The organism is Acidobacteriota bacterium (assembly GCA_040754075.1).
In the GTDB taxonomy this organism is placed as follows: domain Bacteria; phylum Acidobacteriota; class Blastocatellia; order UBA7656; family UBA7656; genus JBFMDH01.
Map to the genome: position 1 here is coordinate 16,550 of JBFMDH010000026.1, position 21,615 is coordinate 38,164.

Annotated in this window: 17 protein-coding genes; 2 read left to right on the forward strand and 15 right to left on the reverse strand. The window is 52.6% G+C overall.

From position 1 onward, the window contains the following. Positions 1-79 precede the first annotated feature (79 nt). Positions 80-307, forward strand: a complete 228-nt coding sequence (locus tag AB1757_22945) for a DUF2281 domain-containing protein (protein ID MEW6129910.1) — start codon at positions 80-82, stop codon at positions 305-307. Beyond that, complete coding sequence (locus AB1757_22950) at positions 304-690, forward strand: type II toxin-antitoxin system VapC family toxin (GenBank protein MEW6129911.1); 387 nt, start codon at positions 304-306, stop codon at positions 688-690. The genes AB1757_22945 and AB1757_22950 overlap by 4 nt, the downstream gene beginning before the upstream one ends. 12 nt (positions 691-702) lie before the next feature. Here AB1757_22950 and carB read toward each other — a convergent pair whose 3' ends face one another. The 15 genes from carB to AB1757_23025 form a co-directional block, all read right to left on the reverse strand. Beyond that, a complete protein-coding gene (carB, locus tag AB1757_22955) occupies positions 703-3,933 on the reverse strand; it encodes a carbamoyl-phosphate synthase large subunit (GenBank protein ID MEW6129912.1) in 3,231 nt (1,076 codons plus the stop codon). A gap of 3 nt (positions 3,934-3,936) precedes the next feature. Beyond that, a complete protein-coding gene (locus AB1757_22960; protein MEW6129913.1) occupies positions 3,937-4,491 on the reverse strand; it encodes a zinc ribbon domain-containing protein in 555 nt (184 codons plus the stop codon). 340 nt (positions 4,492-4,831) lie between these two features. Next, positions 4,832-6,259: a glucuronate isomerase gene (gene uxaC / locus AB1757_22965; GenBank protein MEW6129914.1), complete on the reverse strand. Its 1,428-nt coding sequence runs from the start codon at positions 6,257-6,259 to the stop codon at positions 4,832-4,834. A gap of 61 nt (positions 6,260-6,320) precedes the next feature. Continuing rightward, the gene (locus AB1757_22970) at positions 6,321-7,241 is read right to left on the reverse strand and encodes a sugar ABC transporter substrate-binding protein (GenBank protein MEW6129915.1); all 921 of its coding nucleotides are present in this window, start codon (positions 7,239-7,241) and stop codon (positions 6,321-6,323) included. Between the two features lie 204 nt (positions 7,242-7,445). Next, positions 7,446-8,480 (reverse strand): Gfo/Idh/MocA family oxidoreductase, encoded by a 1,035-nt coding sequence (locus AB1757_22975; protein MEW6129916.1) that lies wholly within the window; start codon positions 8,478-8,480, stop codon positions 7,446-7,448. A gap of 182 nt (positions 8,481-8,662) precedes the next feature. Next, positions 8,663-9,736: a PmoA family protein gene (locus tag AB1757_22980; GenBank protein MEW6129917.1), complete on the reverse strand. Its 1,074-nt coding sequence runs from the start codon at positions 9,734-9,736 to the stop codon at positions 8,663-8,665. A gap of 19 nt (positions 9,737-9,755) precedes the next feature. Beyond that, entirely contained in the window at positions 9,756-11,120 is a 1,365-nt protein-coding gene (locus AB1757_22985; protein MEW6129918.1) for a Gfo/Idh/MocA family oxidoreductase, read from the reverse strand. A gap of 246 nt (positions 11,121-11,366) precedes the next feature. Continuing rightward, complete coding sequence (locus AB1757_22990) at positions 11,367-12,236, reverse strand: sugar phosphate isomerase/epimerase family protein (protein ID MEW6129919.1); 870 nt, start codon at positions 12,234-12,236, stop codon at positions 11,367-11,369. A gap of 129 nt (positions 12,237-12,365) precedes the next feature. Then, complete coding sequence (locus tag AB1757_22995) at positions 12,366-13,346, reverse strand: sugar phosphate isomerase/epimerase (protein MEW6129920.1); 981 nt, start codon at positions 13,344-13,346, stop codon at positions 12,366-12,368. Further along, positions 13,343-15,919 (reverse strand): DUF4861 family protein, encoded by a 2,577-nt coding sequence (locus AB1757_23000; GenBank protein ID MEW6129921.1) that lies wholly within the window; start codon positions 15,917-15,919, stop codon positions 13,343-13,345. The genes AB1757_22995 and AB1757_23000 overlap by 4 nt, the downstream gene beginning before the upstream one ends. Before the next feature lie 155 nt (positions 15,920-16,074). Next, on the reverse strand, positions 16,075-16,836 hold the full coding sequence (gene kduD / locus AB1757_23005; protein MEW6129922.1) for a 2-dehydro-3-deoxy-D-gluconate 5-dehydrogenase KduD: 762 nt from the start codon (positions 16,834-16,836) through the stop codon (positions 16,075-16,077). Then, the gene (locus AB1757_23010) at positions 16,836-18,365 is read right to left on the reverse strand and encodes an MFS transporter (GenBank protein ID MEW6129923.1); all 1,530 of its coding nucleotides are present in this window, start codon (positions 18,363-18,365) and stop codon (positions 16,836-16,838) included. The genes kduD and AB1757_23010 overlap by 1 nt, the downstream gene beginning before the upstream one ends. An 86-nt stretch (positions 18,366-18,451) precedes the next feature. Beyond that, positions 18,452-18,817: a cupin domain-containing protein gene (locus AB1757_23015; GenBank protein MEW6129924.1), complete on the reverse strand. Its 366-nt coding sequence runs from the start codon at positions 18,815-18,817 to the stop codon at positions 18,452-18,454. Positions 18,818-18,823: 6 nt separating this feature from the next. Then, positions 18,824-19,660: a 5-deoxy-glucuronate isomerase gene (locus AB1757_23020; GenBank protein MEW6129925.1), complete on the reverse strand. Its 837-nt coding sequence runs from the start codon at positions 19,658-19,660 to the stop codon at positions 18,824-18,826. Between the two features lie 17 nt (positions 19,661-19,677). Beyond that, entirely contained in the window at positions 19,678-21,603 is a 1,926-nt protein-coding gene (locus AB1757_23025) for a hypothetical protein (GenBank protein MEW6129926.1), read from the reverse strand. Positions 21,604-21,615: the final 12 nt, after the last annotated feature.

The following is a 21,615-nucleotide window of genomic DNA, read 5'->3' on the forward strand; positions in this document are numbered from 1 at the left end:
CCCGACGAAATTTCAACGCGGCGATTTTTCTTTGCTATAATCACACAGAAATTTTCTTTAAGCAAAAGGACTGTAGGTTATGCAACAAGTGACCATTGAGGAAGCGAAAACCCGCTTACCGGATTTAATCGAAGCGGCTTTAAATGGCGCAGAGGTCATCATCGAAAAAGATGAAAAGACGTTAATCAAACTGGTGCCGCTAACAAAGACTAAGCCGCGTCCGCAATTCGGCAGCGCCAAAGGGTTAATCACAATGTCTGAGGATTTTGATGAACCATTGGAAGAGTTCAAAGAGTATATGGAATAAAACTATTACTTGATACGCACACCTTTATCTGGTTCATTATGGGAAGTTCTAATCTGAGTGCGGCGGCGCGGAGCTTGATTGAAGATTTGGCAAATGAAAAATTTATTAGTACGGCAAGTCTTTGGGAAATGGCGATCAAATGCAGCATCGGTAAACTGAATTTGAATACACCTTTCTCATGGTTAATTCCAAGCCAAATTACAAACAACGGCTTCGATTTTTGTCCGATAGAAATAGCGCATTTACACACGGTTGCCACATTACCGTTTCATCACCGCGACCCGTTCGACAGAATGCTCATCGCACAAGCCATCGTTGAAAACCTGCCAATCATCAGCGCCGATATAACATTCGACGGCTATCCAATCAAACGGCTGTGGTGAAATCGTTTTCGCTTATTTACTGGCAGCCTTCGCGTGATATTCCTGCAAACTTTGCACCGTGAGTTTTTCTTCGCGCAGCGATTTGATTGCCGCGACCGTGGCAATCGCCCCGGTCATCGTCGTCACGCAGGGCACGCCGTATTGCATGGCGGCACGGCGAATCGCGCGCTCATCGTAAAACGATATCCGCCCTAAAGGCGTGTTGATGATTAAGTGAATCTGTTTGCTCTTAATCATATCGGCAATATGCGGGCGACCTTCGTTGACTTTGTAAACGAAATCACAGGCGATGCCGGCGCTTTCAATCAACTTCTGGGTGCCGCGCGTGGCAACCAGCTTAAAGCCCAATTCCGTGAGTTCTTTTGCCAGTTCAATGGCATGGCGTTTGTCCTGGTCATTGACCGAAATGAAAATCGCGCCTTCGCGTGGCAACTTCATTCCCGCGCCCTGCTGCGCTTTCAAATACGCGCCGCCGAAATTTTCCGCAACCCCCATCACTTCGCCCGTCGAACGCATTTCGGGTCCTAGAATCGGGTCAACGCCGGGAAACTTCACAAACGGAAAGACCGGCGCTTTGATATAAAACCGCTCAACCGCCAGTTCATCCGGTAAATTGAACTCCGAGAGTTTACGCCCGGTCATGAGCTTCGCGGCAATCTTCGCAAGCGGCACCCCCGTCGCCTTCGAGACAAACGGCACGGTGCGCGAGGCTCGCGGATTGACTTCAAGCACATAAACTTTATCGTCGTGAATGGCGAATTGAATGTTCACCAGTCCGACAACTTTCAACGCTAATGCCAGTTCCCGCGTGTAGCGACGCATGGCATCGAGATGCTCGTCTTTTACGGCATACGGCGGCAGCACGCAACTTGAATCGCCCGAATGAATGCCCGCCTCTTCGATGTGTTGTTGAATACCGGCAATCACCACGCGCTCGCCGTCGCTCAAAGCGTCAACATCTATCTCGCTGGCGTTTTCCAAAAACGAATCAATCAACACCGGATGTTCGGGCGAAGCTTCAACGGCGTGCGTCATGTAATTATCGAGACTGGTTTCATCATAAACGATTTGCATGGCGCGACCGCCGAGCACATAGCTTGGACGCACCAGCACCGGATAACCAATCTCCGCCGCAACATCGCGCGCTTCATCAATCGACGTCGCGTAACCATTCGGCGGTTGCGGAATGTCGAGTTTTGCTAATAAATTGCCAAATAATTCGCGGTCTTCCGCAAGGTCAATGGATTCGGGCGAGGTGCCGATGATCGGAACACCAGCCGCCAAGAGTCGCATTGAAAGATTCAGCGGTGTTTGTCCACCGAACTGCACAATCACCCCGTCGGGTTTTTCCGCGTCCACGATTTCCATCACATCTTCAAAAGTCACCGGCTCGAAATACAACCGATCCGAAGTGTCGTAATCGGTCGAGACAGTCTCAGGGTTGCAGTTGACCATGATGCTCTCAAAGCCGTCTTCTTCCAGCGCAAACGAAGCATGACAACAGCAATAATCGAATTCGATGCCTTGCCCGATGCGATTCGGACCCGAACCGAGAATGATGACTTTCTTGCGCGACGACACCATCGCTTCGTCCTCTTCTTCGTAGGTCGAATAGAGATAGGGCGTAAAAGACTCAAACTCCGCGCCGCAGGTGTCAACCCGTTTGAAGACCGGGCGAATGCCGAGTCGTATACGTTTGTTGCGCACATCGTTTTCGGTCGTCGGTTCGTCTTTGCTGGTCTTCAAAAGCGTAGCGAGTCGCTGGTCGGAAAAGCCCATGCGTTTAGCGGCAAGCAACTCTTCTTTTGAAATCGTGCCGAGTGATTTGGTCGCCAGTTCGCGTTCGGTTTCGATAATCTCGGAAAGGTTATCTAAAAACCAGCAGTCGATTTTCGTGAGTTCGTGAATTTCATCAATCGAAAAATTTCTGGTGAGCGCGTGCAATACGAAATACATTCGTTCAGCCGAGGGCACCACCAGACGACGACGCAACTCTGTATCATCAATGTCTTCGGGAACGCGGAAACCGCCGCGCACTTCGAGCGAACGCAAGCCTTTTTGAAAAGCTTCTTTGAAGGTGCGCCCGATTGCCATCGCTTCACCGACGGATTTCATCTGCACGCCAAGCGTTGGGTCGGACGCCGGGAATTTTTCAAACGCCCATTTCGGAATCTTCACCACACAATAATCAATCGTCGGCTCGAAACTCGCCGGCGTTTTGCGGGTGATGTCGTTGGGGATTTCATCAAGCGTATAACCGACCGCGAGTTTTGCGGCAATCTTGGCAATCGGAAACCCTGTGGCTTTTGAAGCGAGCGCCGATGAACGCGACACGCGCGGGTTCATTTCGATGACAATCATATCGCCGTTTGCCGGGTTCAAAGCGAATTGAATATTCGAGCCGCCGGTTTCGACGCCGACTTTGCGAATGATTTTAAGCGCCGCATCACGCATCACCTGATATTCGCGGTCGGTGAGTGTCTGTGCAGGCGCAACCGTAATCGAATCGCCTGTGTGGATGCCCATCGGGTCGAAATTTTCAATCGAACAGATGATGACGACATTGTCCGCGAGGTCGCGCATCACTTCGAGTTCATACTCTTTCCAGCCGATGACTGATTGTTCAATCAAGGTTTCGTGCAAGGGTGACGCCGCCAAAGCGCGACTGACAATCTCTTCGTACTCTTCGGCGTTGTAAGCGATACCGCCGCCTGTACCACCAAGCGTAAATGACGGGCGAATGATGGCAGGGAAACCGACAAAGCTGATTAACTCGCGCGCTTCGTCTAATGATTTGACGTAGCCCGAACGCGGCATGGCAACGCCAATCTCTTCCATCGCTTTTTTGAAAAGCTGGCGGTCTTCGGCGATTTTGATGGCATCGAGTTTCGCGCCGATGAGTTCGACATTGAACTCTGCAAGCGTGCCGTTTTCGGCTAAGGCGACTGCAATGTTCAAAGCCGTTTGTCCGCCGACGGTCGGTAAAATCGCCTCAGGTCGCTCGCGTTCAATGCAGGCGCGCACCGCTTCGGGGGTGAGCGGTTCAACATAAGTTCTATCGGCAAGCTCAGGGTCGGTCATAATGGTCGCGGGATTCGAGTTGATTAACACGACCTCGAAGCCTTCGCTCTTGAGGGCTTTGCAAGCCTGGGTTCCCGAATAATCGAATTCGCAAGCCTGACCAATGACGATAGGTCCTGAGCCGATGATTAAGATTTTTTTGATGTCTGTTCGTTTTGGCATTCTTTAATTGGAAATTTTTTGAGGGATAGGAACTTTTTCTTCGAGTTGTCGGGTTGTCTGTTCGGTGACGCTCGCCGCTTCTTTAGGTAAATCGGTATTTAAATTTTTCACCACCATCACCGTTGACGGTTCGGGCAATGCGGCTGGCTCGCGCCTGGTTTTCGGCAGCGCGTCTTGCGGATTATCAAATCCCAAAGCTTGCAGTTCGCTGCTCGTATTGTTCCACTTCGCAAGCCCCAATAGCATCCAGACGATGCCGAAAATAAATAGCGAAGCAAACACGCTGTTGAATATGATCATGAACAGATTGACCGGCGTATCAAGAAGCGCCGCGATGCCAAGTTTGCTTGCGCCAATCACGCCGAGCGCAAAACCGATGGCGGCATTGCGACGACCGCGAAAATAATTTTTAAGCAAACGCACCAAGCGTTCATCGATTTTCGCGGGCGCGTCGAACTTGCCAGTTAAAGCATCAGAGACGATTCCTAAATTGGTTCCGCAACGGGTGCAGAATTTTAATTCATCCTGATTTTGCGAACCGCAGCTTGGGCAGTACATAGTTTAATACCTCTGATGAAGGTACGCTTTTGTTTCGGCAGAAAGTTCTAAGAGATGAGTGAAATGTCAGCCGTGCCGACAGTTCATATTACAGGTTAGGCGTGAGCCTTTCAACGTAAGGCGAGAATTGATAAAAGCGCGATGGGCATTGAAAAGCTAAACGTAAAATTCAAAAGCTCATTGGTAAATGTTTAAAATTTATTCCCGGATTGAGCGGATGAGGCGGATTGGTTGAGATTGTCCCGATCCGTCCAATCCGCTTCATCCGAGAATAATTTTTCACTTTGGCAAAAGCGCGATTTTATTTTTCAAGCATAGTTGAATTGAAAACATCGCCGGTTCAATCAAACTTGTAGGCGCGTTTCGCCAGACGATAAGCCAGGTCGTGAATCAGGTCTTCGGCATCGCTCATATCAATGATGCCGCGCGCGATGAGTCCCGCAAGCCAGTTGGCATCCACACGTCGCGCTAAATCGTGACGCGCCGGAATCGACGGAAAGGCGCGCGTGTCATCATTGAATCCGACGGTGTTATAAAGCCCTGCGGTTTCCATTACATAATCTTTATAACGACGCATGCCGTTTAAGCTATCGAAAAACCACCACGGAGGACCGAGTTTCACCGCCGGGTAATGCCCGGCAAGCGGCGCAAGTTCACGCCCATAAGTTGATTCATCAAGCGTGAACAGAATCAGTGTGAGCCGCCGATCATTGCCGTATTTATTCAACAGCGGCAATAAACTTCGCGTGTATTCGACAGGGATGGGAATATCCGCGCCTTTGTCCGCGCCGAAGCGTTCAAAGATTGACGGATTGTGATTGCGATATGAACCCGGATGAAATTGCATCACCAGACCATCTTCGATGCTCATACGGGCATTCTCAATCAGCATATGACCGGTAAAGCATCTGGCATCTTCATCGGTTGCTTCATCTTTCAATGCGCGCGCTAAAATCGCATCGGCTTGCGCTTCGCTGAGTTCACAGGTGAAAGGCGTAAGCGCCGCGTGGTCGGTCGAGGTCGCGCCAAGCGATTTAAAGTAAGCCCGGCGTGCTTCAAGGGCTTGAATCAAAGCGCGAACACCGGTGATTTCTTTTCCACAGAGTTCGCCAAGCGCGCGCATATTTGCAAGCCAATCGGGGCGATCAATGTTGATGACGCCATCGGGACGAAAGGTCGGAACGATGCGTCCGCGCCACCCCGAGGCGCGAATCGCCTGATGATGTTCCAACGCATCGGTTGCGGCATCGGTAGTCGCCAGGACTTCGATATTGAATCGCTCAAACAAACGGCGCGGGCGAAATTCGGGTTTTGCGAGTTGCGCGCTGATGTGGTCATAAATTGCCTGCGCCGATGCGCCCGTGAGTTTTTCTTCAATGCCGAAAACATCTCTCAGTTCATGGGTAAGCCACATGCCTGTCGGCGTGCCGCGAAACAGAAAAAAATTGTCGGCAAAAATCTGCCAGATGCGGCGATGGTCGGTTTCAACGGCGCTGCCATCAACTGTGGGAATGCCCAACTGTTCAAGGGTGTAGCCTTGCGAATAGAGCATTCGGAAAACGTAGTGGTCGGGAATCAAAAGCAGCGCCGTCGGGCTGCCGAAATCATAATCGGGATCGGCAAACATTTGCGGGTCAACGTGACCATGCGGACAGATGAGCGGCGCATCAGCAACCTGGATGTATAACGATTGAGCAATCTCTTTTTGTCGCGGGTCACCATCGAAATAGCGATCCGACGGCAAAAAGGCTTTTGCACTTTTGACCATTAACTTAACCTCACTAAAAAAATGATTACTCACTGGGCAAATTATGATGACGAACCTTGCGTCATTTATGAGAACGCGCAGGCTCGGCAAGCGTCGTCTCTGGCGGATAGGACAGCGATGACAAAGTGATCTGTGGCGGAAGCGGTTTATCCATACTCCAGGCTGTGGCGATTAATTCGACTGCTGGCCCGCCGGTGGATGGAATGATAACGGTTGCCGCCAGCTCACCTTCGCGTACCAGTTTTTGACCAACATGCACTACCCCATCGCATCCTGTCACCGGAATTTTGGCAATCTCCGGTTGACCCAGGTACGCGGCAACCGATTGTAATGCTTTTAACGCGCCGATTGCCATCGCATCATTTTGACAGCCAATCAGGTCGATTTGCGAATTGCCTAACAGAGCGATGCGTAACCAACTGCTGATCACCCGTTCCGCATCCTGAGTAGACCAGTTGCCATCAAGTGTTCCCGCCAGTTCGATTTTCGTTCCTTGAATAACTTCTCGCAGCCCCTCGATACGCCCTTGCGCGGATGGGTTGGTGGCTTCGCCCTGCACGTAAAGGAGGTGCCCGCCATCCGGCAACAGCGCACAAAATTGTCGCCCCTGTATATGACCGATTTCACGTTGATCGGGACTGACCAGACAGGTCGGAAGGTGACGATAGGCTTGCCGAAAATTTTCAAAATCGTCAATCTGCCGATTTAAACATATCCAACCGATACCGGCGCGTAAAACATCGTGCGCCACCCGATGGAGCGCGCCAACCCGCACCGGCATGATGAGAAGCGCCGCCGGGCGGCTGAAAGCGTCGCGATGCAAACATCCGTAAATTTGTTTGATTTGTTCGGTAATTTTGTCATTGGCAAAATAGATTTCTAATTTGATTCCCAACCGATTAGCTGTTGCCAGCGCGTCTTCGCACACCGCCTTCTGATACTCGTTTGCCTCGTTGGCAAGACAGAGCGCTAAGGTCTTCATATTTACGTTACCCCCGCTTCGTAAAAATTCACCTTACTGTATTGTTGATTTTCTGCCGCTCGGCGCGCTCTCAGGAAATGCTACAAGCTGCGGCATTCGCGCATATCATCTGCTTTGATGTCACGGAAATCAATACTTAATGGATTAATCCGCTGATAATCGACCCTCTATGGGTGATGAACCGATTGTCGTTCAATGAATTTTTCATTCGTCCGCTGTAAGTTTAACCGGTTGTCCGGTGCGCGACGATTGATAGATGGCTTCAATCAACTCGACGCTGCGGCGCGCCTGTCGTCCATCGCATAAAGGCATCCCGTTCGTGGCAATGGCGCGCAAGAAATCTTCGATAATCATTCGATGCCCGCGTGTATTTGAAATGGTTGGCGACGTTGAGCGTTCATCTTCTGCGGAATTATTTTCTCTCATCAATTCCGCAATCGGTGTGCGCAGATTAGCCGAACGAATGCCCTGATTTTCTAAAATAACCGTGCCTTGTGAACCGGTGATTTCAAGTCGCCGGGCAAAGCCGGGATAGGCAGCCGTGGTAGCTTCCAGAGTGCCAATCGCGCCATTTGCAAACTGCAAAGTTGCAACCACGGTGTCTTCGACCTCAATGTCATGGATTGCGGTAATCGCTCTTGCGGAAACTTCGCTGACCGCCCCCATCAACCATAAAAGCAAATCGACGCTATGAATGCCCTGATTCATGAGCGCCCCGCCGCCATCCATCGCCCAGGTGCCGCGCCAGTGTGAATCGCCGTAATATTCGGGCGGGCGAAACCATTTCACCTGAGCCGTTGAGAGAAAAAGTTTTCCGAATTTTCCCGCATCAATCCATTCTTTGAGTTTCACAATATCAGTCGCGACGCGATCTTGAAAAAAGACGCCGAGTTTCACCTTTGCTTTTTCACACGCGGCGATTAAGGCGTCAGTCTGTTCAGTCGTAATCGCGATAGGTTTTTCAATCAGCAGGTGCAAGCCGCGCCCGGCTGCCGCGATGCCTTGTTCGGCATGAAGACCGGATGGCGAGCCAATCAACACCACATCCATCGGTTGGTGATTGAGAAAGCGGTCGAGATTTTCGTAAGCCGCCGCGTCAAAAGTTTCCGCCAACTGTTTGACCTTTTCGCGATTTTGCCCGCAGAAGGCGACAATTTTTGCGCCATCGATTTCCGCAGCGGCGCGCGCGTGGGTGTTGCTGATATTGCCGCCGCCAAGAATTCCCAGATGAAAGGTCATGCCACGTTCCTAAAAATTAATTTCATCAATTCAAGGAGAGAGTACGGAACAAACGGAAATAACGGAATAGACGGAAACTGCGAAAAGTATTGTTGATTGGGTTGATACCCTGCATTTGATTTTCCGTTTGTTCCGTACTCTCTATTCCTTCAAACTGTATTCAATGAAGGCTAAATCTATCGTTACTTCATTTCACTGGTGAAGCGTTGGTACTGGGATTCCAATTCATCAGCGGTCGCCTTGCCCGACAAAATTAAAATGCGATGCCTGAACGTTGTTGACTGTTTCGGTTCGAGGGTGAAGTTCAATTTCTCTTTGCCATTGCTGAAGACTTGTTGCCCCAGCGGGTTGGCGGCAAACAGTCCATAACCGCGCGCGTGCCAATAAGTCGGAAAGCCCGCATTTTTCGGGTGGTCGAGAATGGCAAGCGTGATGGCTTCTTGTTCAATCGTGCCCGTAAGCATTGTCCATCTGCCGCGCGTTCCCCACACACTGTCACCGGTTTTGCCTTCGCTGCTTTGATAGCGACCGCTGACGCCCGCGTTATCGAGTTTGGCAACCGTTGTCGCTTTGCCGCTCGCGTCGGTGAAAACTTCGGGCTTGTCCGATGGTTGCTCTAACTGGCGGGCGACACGTATACCTAAGACGCCTTCTTTGTTATCGGCGAAAATGACGCGCTCGTTTAAAGCCGTAAGCTTAGTGATGCGGTCGATGGTGCGCGCATTTTCACTGGCATGAAAAATGAACGTGGTGTTTTCGCGCAGCAAAATTTTGCCACTGGATGTGAGCCATTCCATTTCGACTTCGAGTTCGCCGCGCCGGTTGCCGCTTTTTACGCGCTTGATTTTGGTGTGACGAATGCTGCCGTATTTCTGGCGTTCTTCGGCTTTGATGGCATCCGAGTTGTTCCAGAAATCGAGCTTGTTGACATCGCCGTAATTGAACCACAAACCGACGTGATGCGGGTGGTCGACGCGCTCGCCCGCCCGTGGTTCAAGCGGAAAACCGCGCGTCACCAAATTGCCTTGAGCGGTTTTTAACGGATAAAGCACAGGTTTTTTAATGGTGTCAGTCCAGATGTACGAAGTGAATAATTTGCCATCAACGGTTACATCCACACGACGATGGGCTTCATTCACTACGACGCGCACCATTGCTTTCGACGATGTGCTTTGCGCAAATATTGGCAGACCCCCGATGACCATGACGCAGAGAAAAACAAGCAAACGCGCGCCAACGCTTTGCTGCCTGAACATGGAATTCCTCCTTGGTGCATTAGCCAATGACAATGTCTTGTTTGGCATCATTGAAGGTCACGCGCTTGCCGGTTTGCAAAGCGGCGATGGTCATACAAAGCGCCACCGAATGATTGTATGCCGCGTGAATATCGGCATTCGGGGTTTTGCGCGACCGCACACATTCCATCCAGTTACGCATGTGTGCAAGCGTAGAGCTATCGACGCCGGTGCTTGCCGCGGTTTCGGCTTTGGCGGTCTCTTCGGTAAGCGACATTTCCGGCAGTAAAAACGGCTGCATTCCCATCGCTTTGGCATAATTTTCTCTGAGTCCGCCTTGCGGGCCAATCTTGTTGGTGTCGAGGTTGAGGCTGCCGCCATTTGAATAATAAATTTCTTTGACATCGCCTGCGCTATTGGTCTGCCGCGATGAATAGACCACCTGAAATCCTTTGCCGCCGCGCGCCGCATCGCCGTAATCGAAAACTGCGGTCATGGTATCGAAATTCTTGCGCCCATCGCGCCACAGATAAATGCCGCCGTTGGCAACTACACTCGTCGGATGATTGTAGCCGGTAAACCAATGCACCGTGTCAATCTGATGAACCATCCATTGATCGGGTATGCCAGATGAATAGGGCCAGAACAATCGGAATTCGAGATATTTTCTCGCATCGAATGGTTCGTATGGACGATTGATGAGAAAACGTTTCCAGTCGGTGTCCTGCTCTTTAAGTTGCGGCACGAGACTGGGTCTTCGCCAGCGCCCCGGTTGATTCACGTTCCAGGTCATCTCCGCCATCACAATGTCGCCGAATTTGCCCGATTTAATGAAATCGTAAGCCCGCATATAGCTTGGCGTCGAACGCCTCTGGGTGCCGACCTGAACGATTTGTTTTGAGGCTTTCACCAGTTTCAGGGCATTGCGCGCGTCGGTCATGGTGTTGGCGAAAGGCTTTTCGACATAAACATCTTTGCCGGCGCGCACCCCTTCCATGCAATGCACCGCGTGTTGAAAATCGGCAGTCGCGATGATGACCGCATCAATGTTTTTCATTGCATAGAGTTCATCAGTGTTGCGCGCCTTTGCCAGTTGTTCGCCGCCGACCGGAACCTTTAATTTGTCAGCCTGCCTGGTCACGAAAGCCGCGCTCTCTTCGAGCCGTTTATTCCAGATGTCACAAACCGCCGCGGGTTCAAAATTCAACTCGCGCGAGAGTTGTAAAAAAGCTGGAATCAAGGCATCGCGGGCGCGGTCGCCGGGACCGACGAAAGCCACGCGCACGCGGTCATTGGCTCCGAGAATCCTTGCATAACTTGCAGCCGTCGAACTGAAAGCCAGACCGGCAGCCCCGACAATCGAAGTCTTCATAAACTCCCGACGATGCTGATTTTTTGTTGCCATAAACTCCTCCCTTTCTCACAGGCGTTTTCGGTTGCCCGTTTTAAACCAACCATAAAAACCTGCCTCGTTAAAATTTCAGGTCACAGATTCCACTGAAAAAAACTGAACACCAACTCGGTGAATGAATCGCATATCCGATGAATATGGAACGCCACTTTGACTGTTGCTTATTTTTGACTCGCAAAAAACTGTAATTGAATGTAAGACCAACTCGCGCCGTTCAATCCGCAATTCGCAATCCGCAATTCAAAGCGCGTCGGCGCGTTTGAGCAAATCTTTCATTCCCGCCATGCTTTGTCGCGTCGATTCTTCCGCGATGCCCGCGCCGCGCCAATGAGTTTCCAACACCACTGCGCCGCGATAGCCATCTTTTTTTAAGGCTTTGAATTGCCCGACAAAATCAATGATGCCGCGTCCCATCGCCATCCACGCAAAGCCGCCTTCCGGTTTGCGCGCGACATCTTTGCAATGCACATGACCGATGCGATTTTTCGGAAGCAGACGGTAGCCATCAGGAAAAGGCACCTCTGAGCGAAATGCCGAATTGCCGGGGTCCCAGTTCAATTTGAAACTCGAAACTCGAACCGCCGCCAGCGTCCTTGCGGCTTCGGCAGCGGTCGCCGTGTTGCAGGCGTATTCGTTTTCCATCACCAACGTCACGCCGCGCTTTCCTGCTTTGGTTGCCGCTTCAATCAGCTTTTCATCAATCGCCGCGCGATAAGGTTTCTGGTCTTCGAGTCGCCAGAAATCGAAACAACGCAGATGGTCGGTGTTGAAGGCGCGCGCCAGTTCAATGCCGCGTTCAAGCACTTCCGCTTGCTGCTCGAAAGTGTAGTTTGCGCCGAACTGGTCACGCTGGCTGAATTTGGAAACCGGCGCGCCAAGCCAATCGACTTTAAACAGTGGCCCAGCTATCGAACTCACGCGCAGCTTGTATTTTTCGAGCAAACGCCGCGCTTCGGCAATCTCTTTGCCGTCAAGTTGCATGATGTTCTTGTTCCACATGCCGCGTATTTCAACATAAGCGAGTCCGAATTCCTGCGACGCGATTTCCAGCGCCCGCCCGAAATCGTGAGTGATTTCATCTGTGAAAACCGATAGTTTGAAGGTTGACATAAGCAAGGATTCAGGATTCAGGGGAGAAGAAACGATGAAGGCTGAAGTATGAAGGATGAACAGAAAGCGTTTTGTAGTTGTTCATCGTTCATCGTTCCTACTTCATACTTTCCTTTCCCTGAATCCTGATTAAATTTTCAACTTTAATTTTTCTTCCACGTACTTTTTGCTCATCATTGCCGAAGCTTTTGGCGTGCCGCTTTTATCGGGCACGCTGTCGAGTTCAATGATAGCCCAGCCGCGAAATTTAATCTCTTTAAGCGCCGCAAACACCGCTGGCAAATCGACTCTGCCGCGACCGAGTTCAACGAAACGATAGTTGCCGGTTTGATTGCCGCCTGGCGTAATGGTTTCGACATCCTTGATGTGCAGAAAGAGAATGCGGTCGCGATATTTTTTAATGGCTTTGACCGGGTCGCCGCCGCCTTGCGCATAGTGCGCGATGTCGAGTTCGAGTTTAACGTAGCGCGCATCAGTCGCATCCATAATGGCATCGACTTCATCGGGCGCTTCGCCGAGACTGTTCATGTGATTGTGATAGCCGAGTTGAATGCCTGAATCAGCGATGCGTTTGCCAACTTCTGTGAGCGTGCGCGCCAGTTTTTTGAAATCCTCTGCCGAAGGTTTGCGCTCTTTCGGGCGCGAGGAATCGGTCATCTGTAAATAAAGCCCGCCGGCATCGCGCAGAAAAGTTGCCTGTTTGACCTGTAAAGCAACGGCTTCCGCTTCGTTGTAATCGGTGCCGCGCGGTCCGCCGCCCGATAGCGCCACGAATTGCAGTTTGTGTTGCTGCAAAATCTCTTTGATGGCTTGCGGTTTGTCGCCATACTCTTTTAGGAGATTGGAGCGCAATTGTATGCCGCGAAACCCAAGCTCACTCACTTCTTTGATGGCGGTCATATCGTCGCCGCCCCAGGTGATTGCCGCATAACCAAAACGAATGTCTGCGGCAGCGGGGGGTATCGGAGTGTCGAAGTAAGAGAGGTCAACCGATGGATAGAGTGGCGGTTCAACATTGCCGGCAAGCGTGCTGAGAGGCAAACAGGCAGAGGCAGCAGCAAATGAACCGAGACTTAAAATAAATCCGCGCCGAGAAGTTTGTGATGTCATTGTATTGCTCCCTTCCTTGTCGGGTTCGCTTCCAACCATAACAACGCTTCGAGCAAATAATAATCGCCGTAAATGAGCATCCCGTCATGCGGGCGCGTGCTCGAACCATGACGCAAAACACCGGGCGGCGTTTTATCGTCGGCTGCGACGGGTGTGAGATAACCGTCAATCAACGATTGAACGATGCGCTCACCTTCGCGTCTGTACATTGCCGCGCGAGTCGAATCATCGGTTAATTCAGAGAGCCGAAGTAATGCGCCCGCGATGAGTGCTGCCGCCGATGTGTCGCGGTTACGAAAATGCACGCCTTCGTCGTGAAAGTCGTACCACGTTACGCCATCTTCGGGCAACCGGTCGATGACAAATGCGGCAATCTTTTCGGCGGTTTTCAGCAAACGCGCGTCCTGGGTTTCTCGAAATGCTGTCGTAAAACCATAGAGCGCCCACGCAGTGCCGCGCCCCCAACCGGTGTCTGCGGCAAAACCTTGATGGGTGTGATAAAAAACCCGCTCACCCGAATGCGCCTGATTGGCAAGCGGCGTTTTATTGCCAGCCGAAGCAAATTCCTGACGGTTATCGCCGGGATTATAATGCACTGACTGGATGATTGACCCGTCTTCGCGCACCAACCACTCTGCGGATTTGAGCGCGTGACTCACACCCATCGCGCGCCATTCGTTGTTATTCGTTTCGCGCGCCGCCCACCACCAGATTTGCAAATTCATCATCGTATCAATGATGGTGTCGTCGCCGTTCACATCCCACGAAGCCGCCATGCTGGTCTTGGGGTTGAAATGCTGTTTCAAGCGCTCGGCAGCGCGCAGGGCGCTCACGCGATATTTCGGGTCTTTGGTCAGTTCATAAGCAAAGACCGAAGTGTAGTAATTCAAAAAGCCTGTGTCATGATTTTGCGTCATCTCTTTGCCGAGCAAGCGCGCGTGCCACAATTCTGCCCAGCGGCGAAAACGTTCATCTTTGGTTTTGTCGTAAAGCTTCCACAACTCGCCAATCCAGAAACAGCCCGTCCAAAAATAGCCTTTCTGCTCTTTCCATTCGCCGGTTTGATTGTTGCCTTCGGTGAAAAATCCCGCGCCAGTGGATTTATTGACAACCTCCGGGGGAGTCGCTGCGATGAGGGGTTCCCATTTTTGCGCATTGCCTTCTACCGCTTGACGAATGAGCGCGATGGCTTGCGCATAGGTTTTACGCTGCGCCGGATGAAGCGTATCGGGCGGCGCAGACTCAGGCGCGCCGCGACTTGAAAGCAATCGCACATCAGCGGGTCGCGAAAGACGCGCGCTCAACTCTTCAACAAAACTCGCGAAACCTTGTCGTGTGTTGATAGCTGTAGCGGCAAACCCAAGTGTGCCGCTTTGATTGCGGGTTGCCGCATGATCAGCGTTGATTTGCAAAGTCTCCGTACCTTCCTGATCCCACAAGGCGGCAACATACCACCACGCCGCGCCGTCTTTCAGAGAGAGGCGAGCGAGATGATTGGCGGGGTTATTCAATGATGCGTCGTTATCGCGTTCTGATTGCGGCACAACGAGCGCGAGTCCGAGATTTTGGTCAGATAATGACTCGGTCGCGGTTGCGCCGGTTTTAAGTACCTGATGTCCCCAGGTGCAAATGATGCGCGCGTGTTTATCAGCCTTCACCTCGGCGCTCAGCTCTTCGACGCCGGGTTTTTGCGGCAAGCCGGTTACGAGGGTCAGTCCTTCGGCATTCTTTGCAATGATGCGATGAATAAAACCGTGCTCTCCCGCCCACTGAGTTATGCGACTTGTCAAATCAACCGCGCGTCCACCAACTTTCCAACCGTTGTATTCGAGTTCGACAATTGCCCGCACCGGTCCTGTGCTGATGACGCGCTGACGGCGTTCTGCGACATCGGCTACTTTGACGACTTTGCCATCAACCAACGCGCCGATTGCGCCAATGCCGAGCGCCTCGCCGATTTTGTAAATGTCGCGCCCATAAGGCGACTCTTCGTGATAGTCGTATTCGGGCGAGCCGAAGAGTTCAAGATAAAGTCCGACTCGCCGCTTGCCGAATAAATCAATGGCATTGCGCGCGTCGAAATAAAGTCGCCAGGCGGTGAGTTCCGATTCCCATCCCATGCCTTCGTATTTGGTGGTGAATTTTGCGGATGTGCGGCGCGGGTAATGGCTGCGCAATCGTTGCAAAGTTGCCGCGTCACCATAGGCAATCGTCACGATGCGCGTTTGCTTTGGCGCGAGCGCGATTTGAAAAGCTAACTCATCATATTTACCATCACCATCCAAATCGTCTGCTTGCGACGGCAGTTCGACGGTTTGCAAAGTGCGGGCGTCTTCTTCAAGGGTTGCCGCATCACTCGTGGTAATGATGACCGTGCCGGCTTTGAAATCCCAAGCGAGGCGTTTGAGTTCGCTGACGCTGACAATGATGTTTTCTTGCGGGCGTGATTGATTGGTCGGATTGGTCACCGCCAACTTAATGACTTTAATGCGCGGCGTCGCTTGCAAATTGCTTATGGGCGCAAAGAGCAAAAGCGCGAGGGTAGCCAGTAGTGACGATAGGTTTTTGGGCATAACTGCTGTTCCTTACCTGGAGAATGAAAACGTGGCTGATGAAGCGCGGTTACTTGACGAATATGACGAGGCAACTATCATTAGCTTATACGGGGTGAAGAAAGAAGGATGAGACCTGGTTAATATTGTTATTCATCCTTCCCCCTTCACCTTTCTCAACGACCCATCCAGCCGCCATCCACGACTAGAACATGGCCATAAATGTAATCGCTCGCCGATGACGAAAGGAAAACCGCTGCTCCGGCTAAATCATCCGGTTCGCCCCATCGTCCGGCAGGAATGCGTTCAAGTATCTGCCGGTTGCGCGTCGCGTCGCGTTGTAACGCCAGCGTGTTATCCGTAGCGATATAGCCCGGCGCAATGGCGTTGACATTTATTCCTCTCGCCGCCCATTCATTCGCTAAGGCTTTCGTGAGTCCTGCAACACCGGCTTTAGACGCCGCATAAGCGGGCACTGTGATACCGCCTTGAAACGAGAGCAGAGAAGCGATGTTGATAATTTTGCCGCGACCTCGCTCCATCATGTGTTTGCCTGCAAGTTGTGAAAGCCGAAAGACGCTCGATAGATTCACTTCGATAACCGCCGCCCAATCCGCTTCCGCATAATCAACCGCAGGGGCGCGGCGAATCATCCCGGCGTTGTTTACGAGGATGTCAATCGCGCCAAGCTCTTGAACGGTGTTTTCAATCAACCGACGCGGCGCGTTGCAATCTTGCAAATCGCCTCTGATGGCAAGCGCGCGCCGACCGAGGTTAGCAATGGCTTCGCAGGTTGCATCCGGGGCGTGTGAGTTACCGTGACAGGCGACCTCTGCGCCTGCCTGAGCAAGCGCAATGGCAATTCGAGCGCCCAGCCCTGCCGAAGCGCCAGTCACCAGCGCCACTTTGCCGTTCAGTTTGAAAGCCTCTAAAATCATTAACTCTGTTTCGCCTGACTCAGTTTGGTTAGCAGATTACCGGCGACGATTCCCACTAAAATGCCCGTCACCGCGCCGCCCAACATATATTTCAACAACGCCCCGCCGGTTTGCCTGGCGATTAATCCCAGACACCAGCCTGCGAATGAGCCGAGAATAGAGCCGACAAAACCGAAACCTAAAAATCCGCCAACCGACATCGGATTCGGTTCAAGCAAGGCGCTTTCATCGACGGGTTGGAATTTCGGCGCGAGCAGGTGAATGATGCCAAGCGCCACGAGATAGGCTGGACCCACGGTGAAAAAGATAATCATGTAATTGCCGCCTGTGCGCTCCAGAATGTAGCCTGTGGCAACCGCCATGATGGCTCCGCCGATTGCGCCCGCCATGCCGCCGACACCGACCACCGAACCGACCGCGCGACGCGGGAACATATCGCTCGACATGGTGAAGATATTCGCTGACCAGCCTTGATGCGCCGCCGCCGCTATGCCAAAGAGCAACACGGCAAGCCATAGATGATTGATGTAGGGCATATAGACCATCGGCAAAACGGATACAGCGCAGATGAGCATGGCGGTCTTGCGCGCCCGATTGACCGTCCAGCCGCGTTTGATAAAAGCCGAAGAGAGCCAACCGCCGCCGATGCTGCCAATGTCAGCAATGAGATAAATGGCAATTAAAGGCAAGCCGACTTGTGTGAGGTCTAGCCCATGCTTTTCTCTGAGAAAACTCGGTATCCAATACAGGTAGAACCACCAGACCGGGTCGGTCATATATTTGCCAATCGCAAAGGCGGTGGTCTGTTTATGCGGCAGCAATTGAATCCAGGGAACCTTGGCGGCTGGCGGGTCAGGCGGATCGCTTTGAATATAAGCAAGTTCAGTTGGTGATAATTTCGGATGGGCTTCGGGTTTGCGATACATCGGCAGCCAGAACAACAGCCACAGAAAACCGAGCGCGCCGGTTAAAATAAATGCCCATTGCCAGCCCCAGTGAATAAAAATCCAGGGCACAGCAAGCGGCGCGACAATCGCGCCGACATTGGTGCCTGCATTGAAAATCCCGGTTGCTAAGGCGCGTTCTTTTTTGGGAAACCATTCGGCAACCGTTTTAATTGCCGCAGGAAAGTTTGCCGCTTCACCGACGCCAAGCGCGGCTCTGGCGCTGCCAAAGCCGAACGGTGTGCGGGCAAGCGCAGCAGCCATTCCCGCAAGGCTCCAGACAACAATAGCGAGCGCGTATCCGAGTTTTGTCCCGAAGCGATCAATTAACCGACCGGAGACCAGTAGTCCAAGCGCATAGGCGGCATTAAAGGCGGCAACGATATTGCCATAGTCAACCGGCGACCAACCGATGATGGTGCGCAAATCTTTTTCGAGGATGCCAATCACCTGCCGGTCTACATAGTTAATCGTGGTGGCGAAAAACAGCAACGCACAAATCACCCAGCGGTAACGCCCGACGCGGGTTGCAATCGTTTGTGGCGCAGCGACAGTTGTGCCCAGACTTGGAGGAGGTGATGACATGGAAAAATCCTTTTTATAAAAAATTCAAGTACGCGATCTTCACAAATGACACCTGGCTCGAAAGCCGTACCGCGCGCCTGCGCTTCTCACGCGGGCAGATTAAGAAAGTCCTCGCGCACCGGCGTGAAAATATCAATGAGGACAACCTCTTCATCCAGCATGGTTGCGCCGTGCCAGCATCCCGATGGGAAATGCAGCACATCACCGGCTTCGGCGATGCGTTCCTGACTGCCGATGATAAAACGCACCCGCCCACGTTCGACGATGGTGATCTGTTCGTGCGGATGATCGTGCGCCGGGGTGACGATAAACGGCTCAAAGCGCAAGCGACAAACCATTAACTGATTGCCAATAATCATCTGCCGCTCAACGCCTTCTTCGATGCATTCAACGGGCACGCTTCCCCAATTCAAATGCTGTACGGCGAGACTCAAATTTGATGGTCGTTGCATGCCTGGTTATCTCCCTGCCCCTGATGCCTCAAGCCCGGAACCACCCGTGGCATATTCAGGCTGCACATTGACGACACCAAACTGCCGATCTTCACCTTCACGATTGGCTGCCATCATCCACAAAAAATTGATTTGCCCGCCGGGCGCGGCAACATTCGGATGATAGCCTCCGGGCATCAACACCACATCGCCTTCGCGCACGATGGTTGCCACTTCCGGTTCCTGCGGATTGGTGTAAACCAGTTGAATGCCAAAGGCGGGCGACGGCATATCAATGTAGAGATAGGCTTCTTCGAGCATGGCTGCGTGTTCATGCGGGGGCCAGGAAGTCCAGTTTCCCGGTTTACTGAAGGTCACACCGGCAAGCAATCTTCCGGCTTCGACGTTTTTGCCGATTAAAATATTCAATTCGCGTTCAGCCCCTTGCCCGCCGGTTTTGAAATGCAAAGCCGGGTCGCGTTGCACATCTGCGAATGAAACCTGTTGTAAAGGGTAGCGACCGGCAACCGGCGCGGAAATTTCCGCGAGGTCACAGCTTGCCGTTGCTGCTGTGACTGCGACATCACAGTCGCGCGGAATGTAGAGTGCATCATAGCGCCCCAACTCGAATGCGTTGCCGTTGGCTTGAACCGTCGCCCGCCCGTTTAAACAAATCAAGCTGGTTTCCCGTTCGCCGGTTGCAAAATGAATCGGTTCATCTGTGGCGTTGAGGATGATGCGTCCGTAGTAGAGATGGCGCGCGGCGGTCGCCCCCGGCGCGACTGCCAATGTGCGACCTTTGCGGGCGTGCGTCTGGCGCACAATACAGCTTTCAGCAGTGATTGGGTGTTGTGTGGTTTCCATAGGTAAACAATTTCTCCTTAGTTCTCTCCATGCTTCATGAGTGGCAAAGTCTCCGGTCGGCTGGCAGCCGCCGCGCGCAAGGCAATACGCCAGCGCAGCGGACGACGGGATTCGAGTTGCAGGTTGTGCGATTCGTAAAGCAAATACATCGGCACCGCGCCGCGCGCGCCGCGTCCAAGCGGACTATCACCATTGGCAATCAGCGATTCCGAGATTGTCCAATCAGCGACAGGCGCGAGCACTTCCAAAATGCCATCTGCCGATTCCAGGCGCGTCCACTTCTGCGCATCGCCAGAGGCTTGAAGGTAACGCCTGGCAGTCGTCGGAATCGCCATCCACCATCTGCGAATCGAAAGCGGTTCGCTTGCCGTCAAGGTCTCTTCACGCTGTAGAGTTGCTCCCTCAAGTCGAAAGCTGACTTCACTGGTTAAGTGTGGGTCAACGAATTCGCCTGACTTGCTGCCGATAAGCGCCCAACGTCGCCAGATGACTTTCAGTGAACGACCGTCCGCAGCCGGTTCAATCTCATCTGCGCCATCGGTTGCTGCAATCACCCGACCGTCCTGAAGTTCAAGGTAAGGGACAAGCGCCGGGAAACGTTGCTCGACCGGCGCAGCAAATCCCGCCAGACCATGCGGCGCGGGCAGGTAATCGGAAACCCCCGGTTGTGTGCCGGTGGTAATCGGCAAGGTGAAACTCAGCGACCCCTGACGCACCAGCCACACGCCCGCGCTTCTTGCGCCGCGCCGGAAAAATTCAAACCGCGCAACATTGGGAAGTGAAAGCTGCGTTGGAATCTCCGTGAGCTTTTCGCGTTCAAGCACGGGCATCAACTTCATGTATGAATCAGCGACTTTGCCAAACCAACCAACCGTCTGCTGCCATTCGCGTTCGCGTGTGATGTAACGATAGTTGCCGCGCCCGAAAGCGAAGACCGATAGCTGATGCGTGTCGTTGTGATAATCACTACGCAACCAACGCCAGGCAAGCAGGTAGGCAGTTGCCAGATGGGTGAGCGGCGCGGGGCGAAATTCAGGATGTGCGGCTAAAAAGCCGACAATCTCCATCGTATCCATGTAACTGATAGCGCCGAGGCTGCGCCCCCATGCGTAACCGTAACCGTCATCTTTAACGAGGTCCCACCACAACTTCATCTGTGCTGCGATACTTGGTTTTAATGCTTCGAGAATATCTTTGCGCCCGGCGGTCTCGGCAGCGTCGCAAATGAAGCGCGCATATTCGTTCGAGTAGCGGTCAAATCTGCCGGTCGGCGGCGCATCGTCGGCATAGAGCCTGCCTTTGGTGAAAGGCTCAGCCGCGCGGTCGAGTAATTCATCAAGCAGTTTGCGGTCATCGAGTATGCCGAGTTGATAATCAATGGCGGCAAGGCGAGCCGCAACGCCCAGATAATTTTCAGCGAGCTTGATAACCTTGCGCGTCTTCGGGTCATAGAAGCGCCGCACATCAAGCAGTTCACGCCAGGCAATGCGTTCGGCTTCGCTTAAGCCTTGCCATACAGGATTGGTCTTCAGGTCGCGCCCGAAATGGCGTAGCGTCTGTGCGGCGTATAACTGAGAGAAGGCTTTGCTGCCGAGTTTGTGTTCCCAAAGTCCCGCTTGCCCGACCAGTTTTGCAAGGTCATGCTCGGCTAATGCCTGCTGCCTTGCCATCTCCGCATAAGCGCCGACCGCGCGCATGAAAGTTCCCCAGGTGTATTCGCCGGTTGTTCCTGCGCCGAGCACGCGCTCAGGTGGTGGGTTGAGCGATTGAATGGCGCGAATGTGGGCTGCCATCTCGTCGTTAAGAAATCGGCTAATCTCTGTGCGCAAGCTCTGGCGTTCAACGAACTGAACCGTAGGTGAAGCATTGGCGCGCAGGCTCGCGCTTGCCGTGGTTACCAACAGCAGAGCGAAAGCCAGGTGTTGTGTTTTCTTACGCATCATCAATTTCTTAAT

What these genes read in the sequence shown, in the direction of transcription:
- AB1757_22995 (MEW6129920.1), bottom strand. Translation starts at nt 13,346, where the DNA reads ATGACATCACAAACTTCTCGGCGCGGATTTATTTTAAGTCTCGGTTCA.
- AB1757_23000 (MEW6129921.1), bottom strand. Translation starts at nt 15,919, where the DNA reads ATGCCCAAAAACCTATCGTCACTACTGGCTACCCTCGCGCTTTTGCTC.
- AB1757_23010 (MEW6129923.1), bottom strand. Translation starts at nt 18,365, where the DNA reads ATGTCATCACCTCCTCCAAGTCTGGGCACAACTGTCGCTGCGCCACAA.
- AB1757_22975 (MEW6129916.1), bottom strand. Translation starts at nt 8,480, where the DNA reads ATGACCTTTCATCTGGGAATTCTTGGCGGCGGCAATATCAGCAACACC.
- AB1757_23025 (MEW6129926.1), bottom strand. Translation starts at nt 21,603, where the DNA reads ATGATGCGTAAGAAAACACAACACCTGGCTTTCGCTCTGCTGTTGGTA.
- uxaC (MEW6129914.1), bottom strand. Translation starts at nt 6,259, where the DNA reads ATGGTCAAAAGTGCAAAAGCCTTTTTGCCGTCGGATCGCTATTTCGAT.
- AB1757_22990 (MEW6129919.1), bottom strand. Translation starts at nt 12,236, where the DNA reads ATGTCAACCTTCAAACTATCGGTTTTCACAGATGAAATCACTCACGAT.
- carB (MEW6129912.1), bottom strand. Translation starts at nt 3,933, where the DNA reads ATGCCAAAACGAACAGACATCAAAAAAATCTTAATCATCGGCTCAGGA.
- AB1757_22960 (MEW6129913.1), bottom strand. Translation starts at nt 4,491, where the DNA reads ATGTACTGCCCAAGCTGCGGTTCGCAAAATCAGGATGAATTAAAATTC.
- AB1757_22970 (MEW6129915.1), bottom strand. Translation starts at nt 7,241, where the DNA reads ATGAAGACCTTAGCGCTCTGTCTTGCCAACGAGGCAAACGAGTATCAG.
- AB1757_22945 (MEW6129910.1), top strand. Translation starts at nt 80, where the DNA reads ATGCAACAAGTGACCATTGAGGAAGCGAAAACCCGCTTACCGGATTTA.
- kduD (MEW6129922.1), bottom strand. Translation starts at nt 16,836, where the DNA reads ATGATTTTAGAGGCTTTCAAACTGAACGGCAAAGTGGCGCTGGTGACT.
- AB1757_22980 (MEW6129917.1), bottom strand. Translation starts at nt 9,736, where the DNA reads ATGTTCAGGCAGCAAAGCGTTGGCGCGCGTTTGCTTGTTTTTCTCTGC.
- AB1757_23015 (MEW6129924.1), bottom strand. Translation starts at nt 18,817, where the DNA reads ATGCAACGACCATCAAATTTGAGTCTCGCCGTACAGCATTTGAATTGG.
- AB1757_22985 (MEW6129918.1), bottom strand. Translation starts at nt 11,120, where the DNA reads ATGGCAACAAAAAATCAGCATCGTCGGGAGTTTATGAAGACTTCGATT.
- AB1757_23020 (MEW6129925.1), bottom strand. Translation starts at nt 19,660, where the DNA reads ATGGAAACCACACAACACCCAATCACTGCTGAAAGCTGTATTGTGCGC.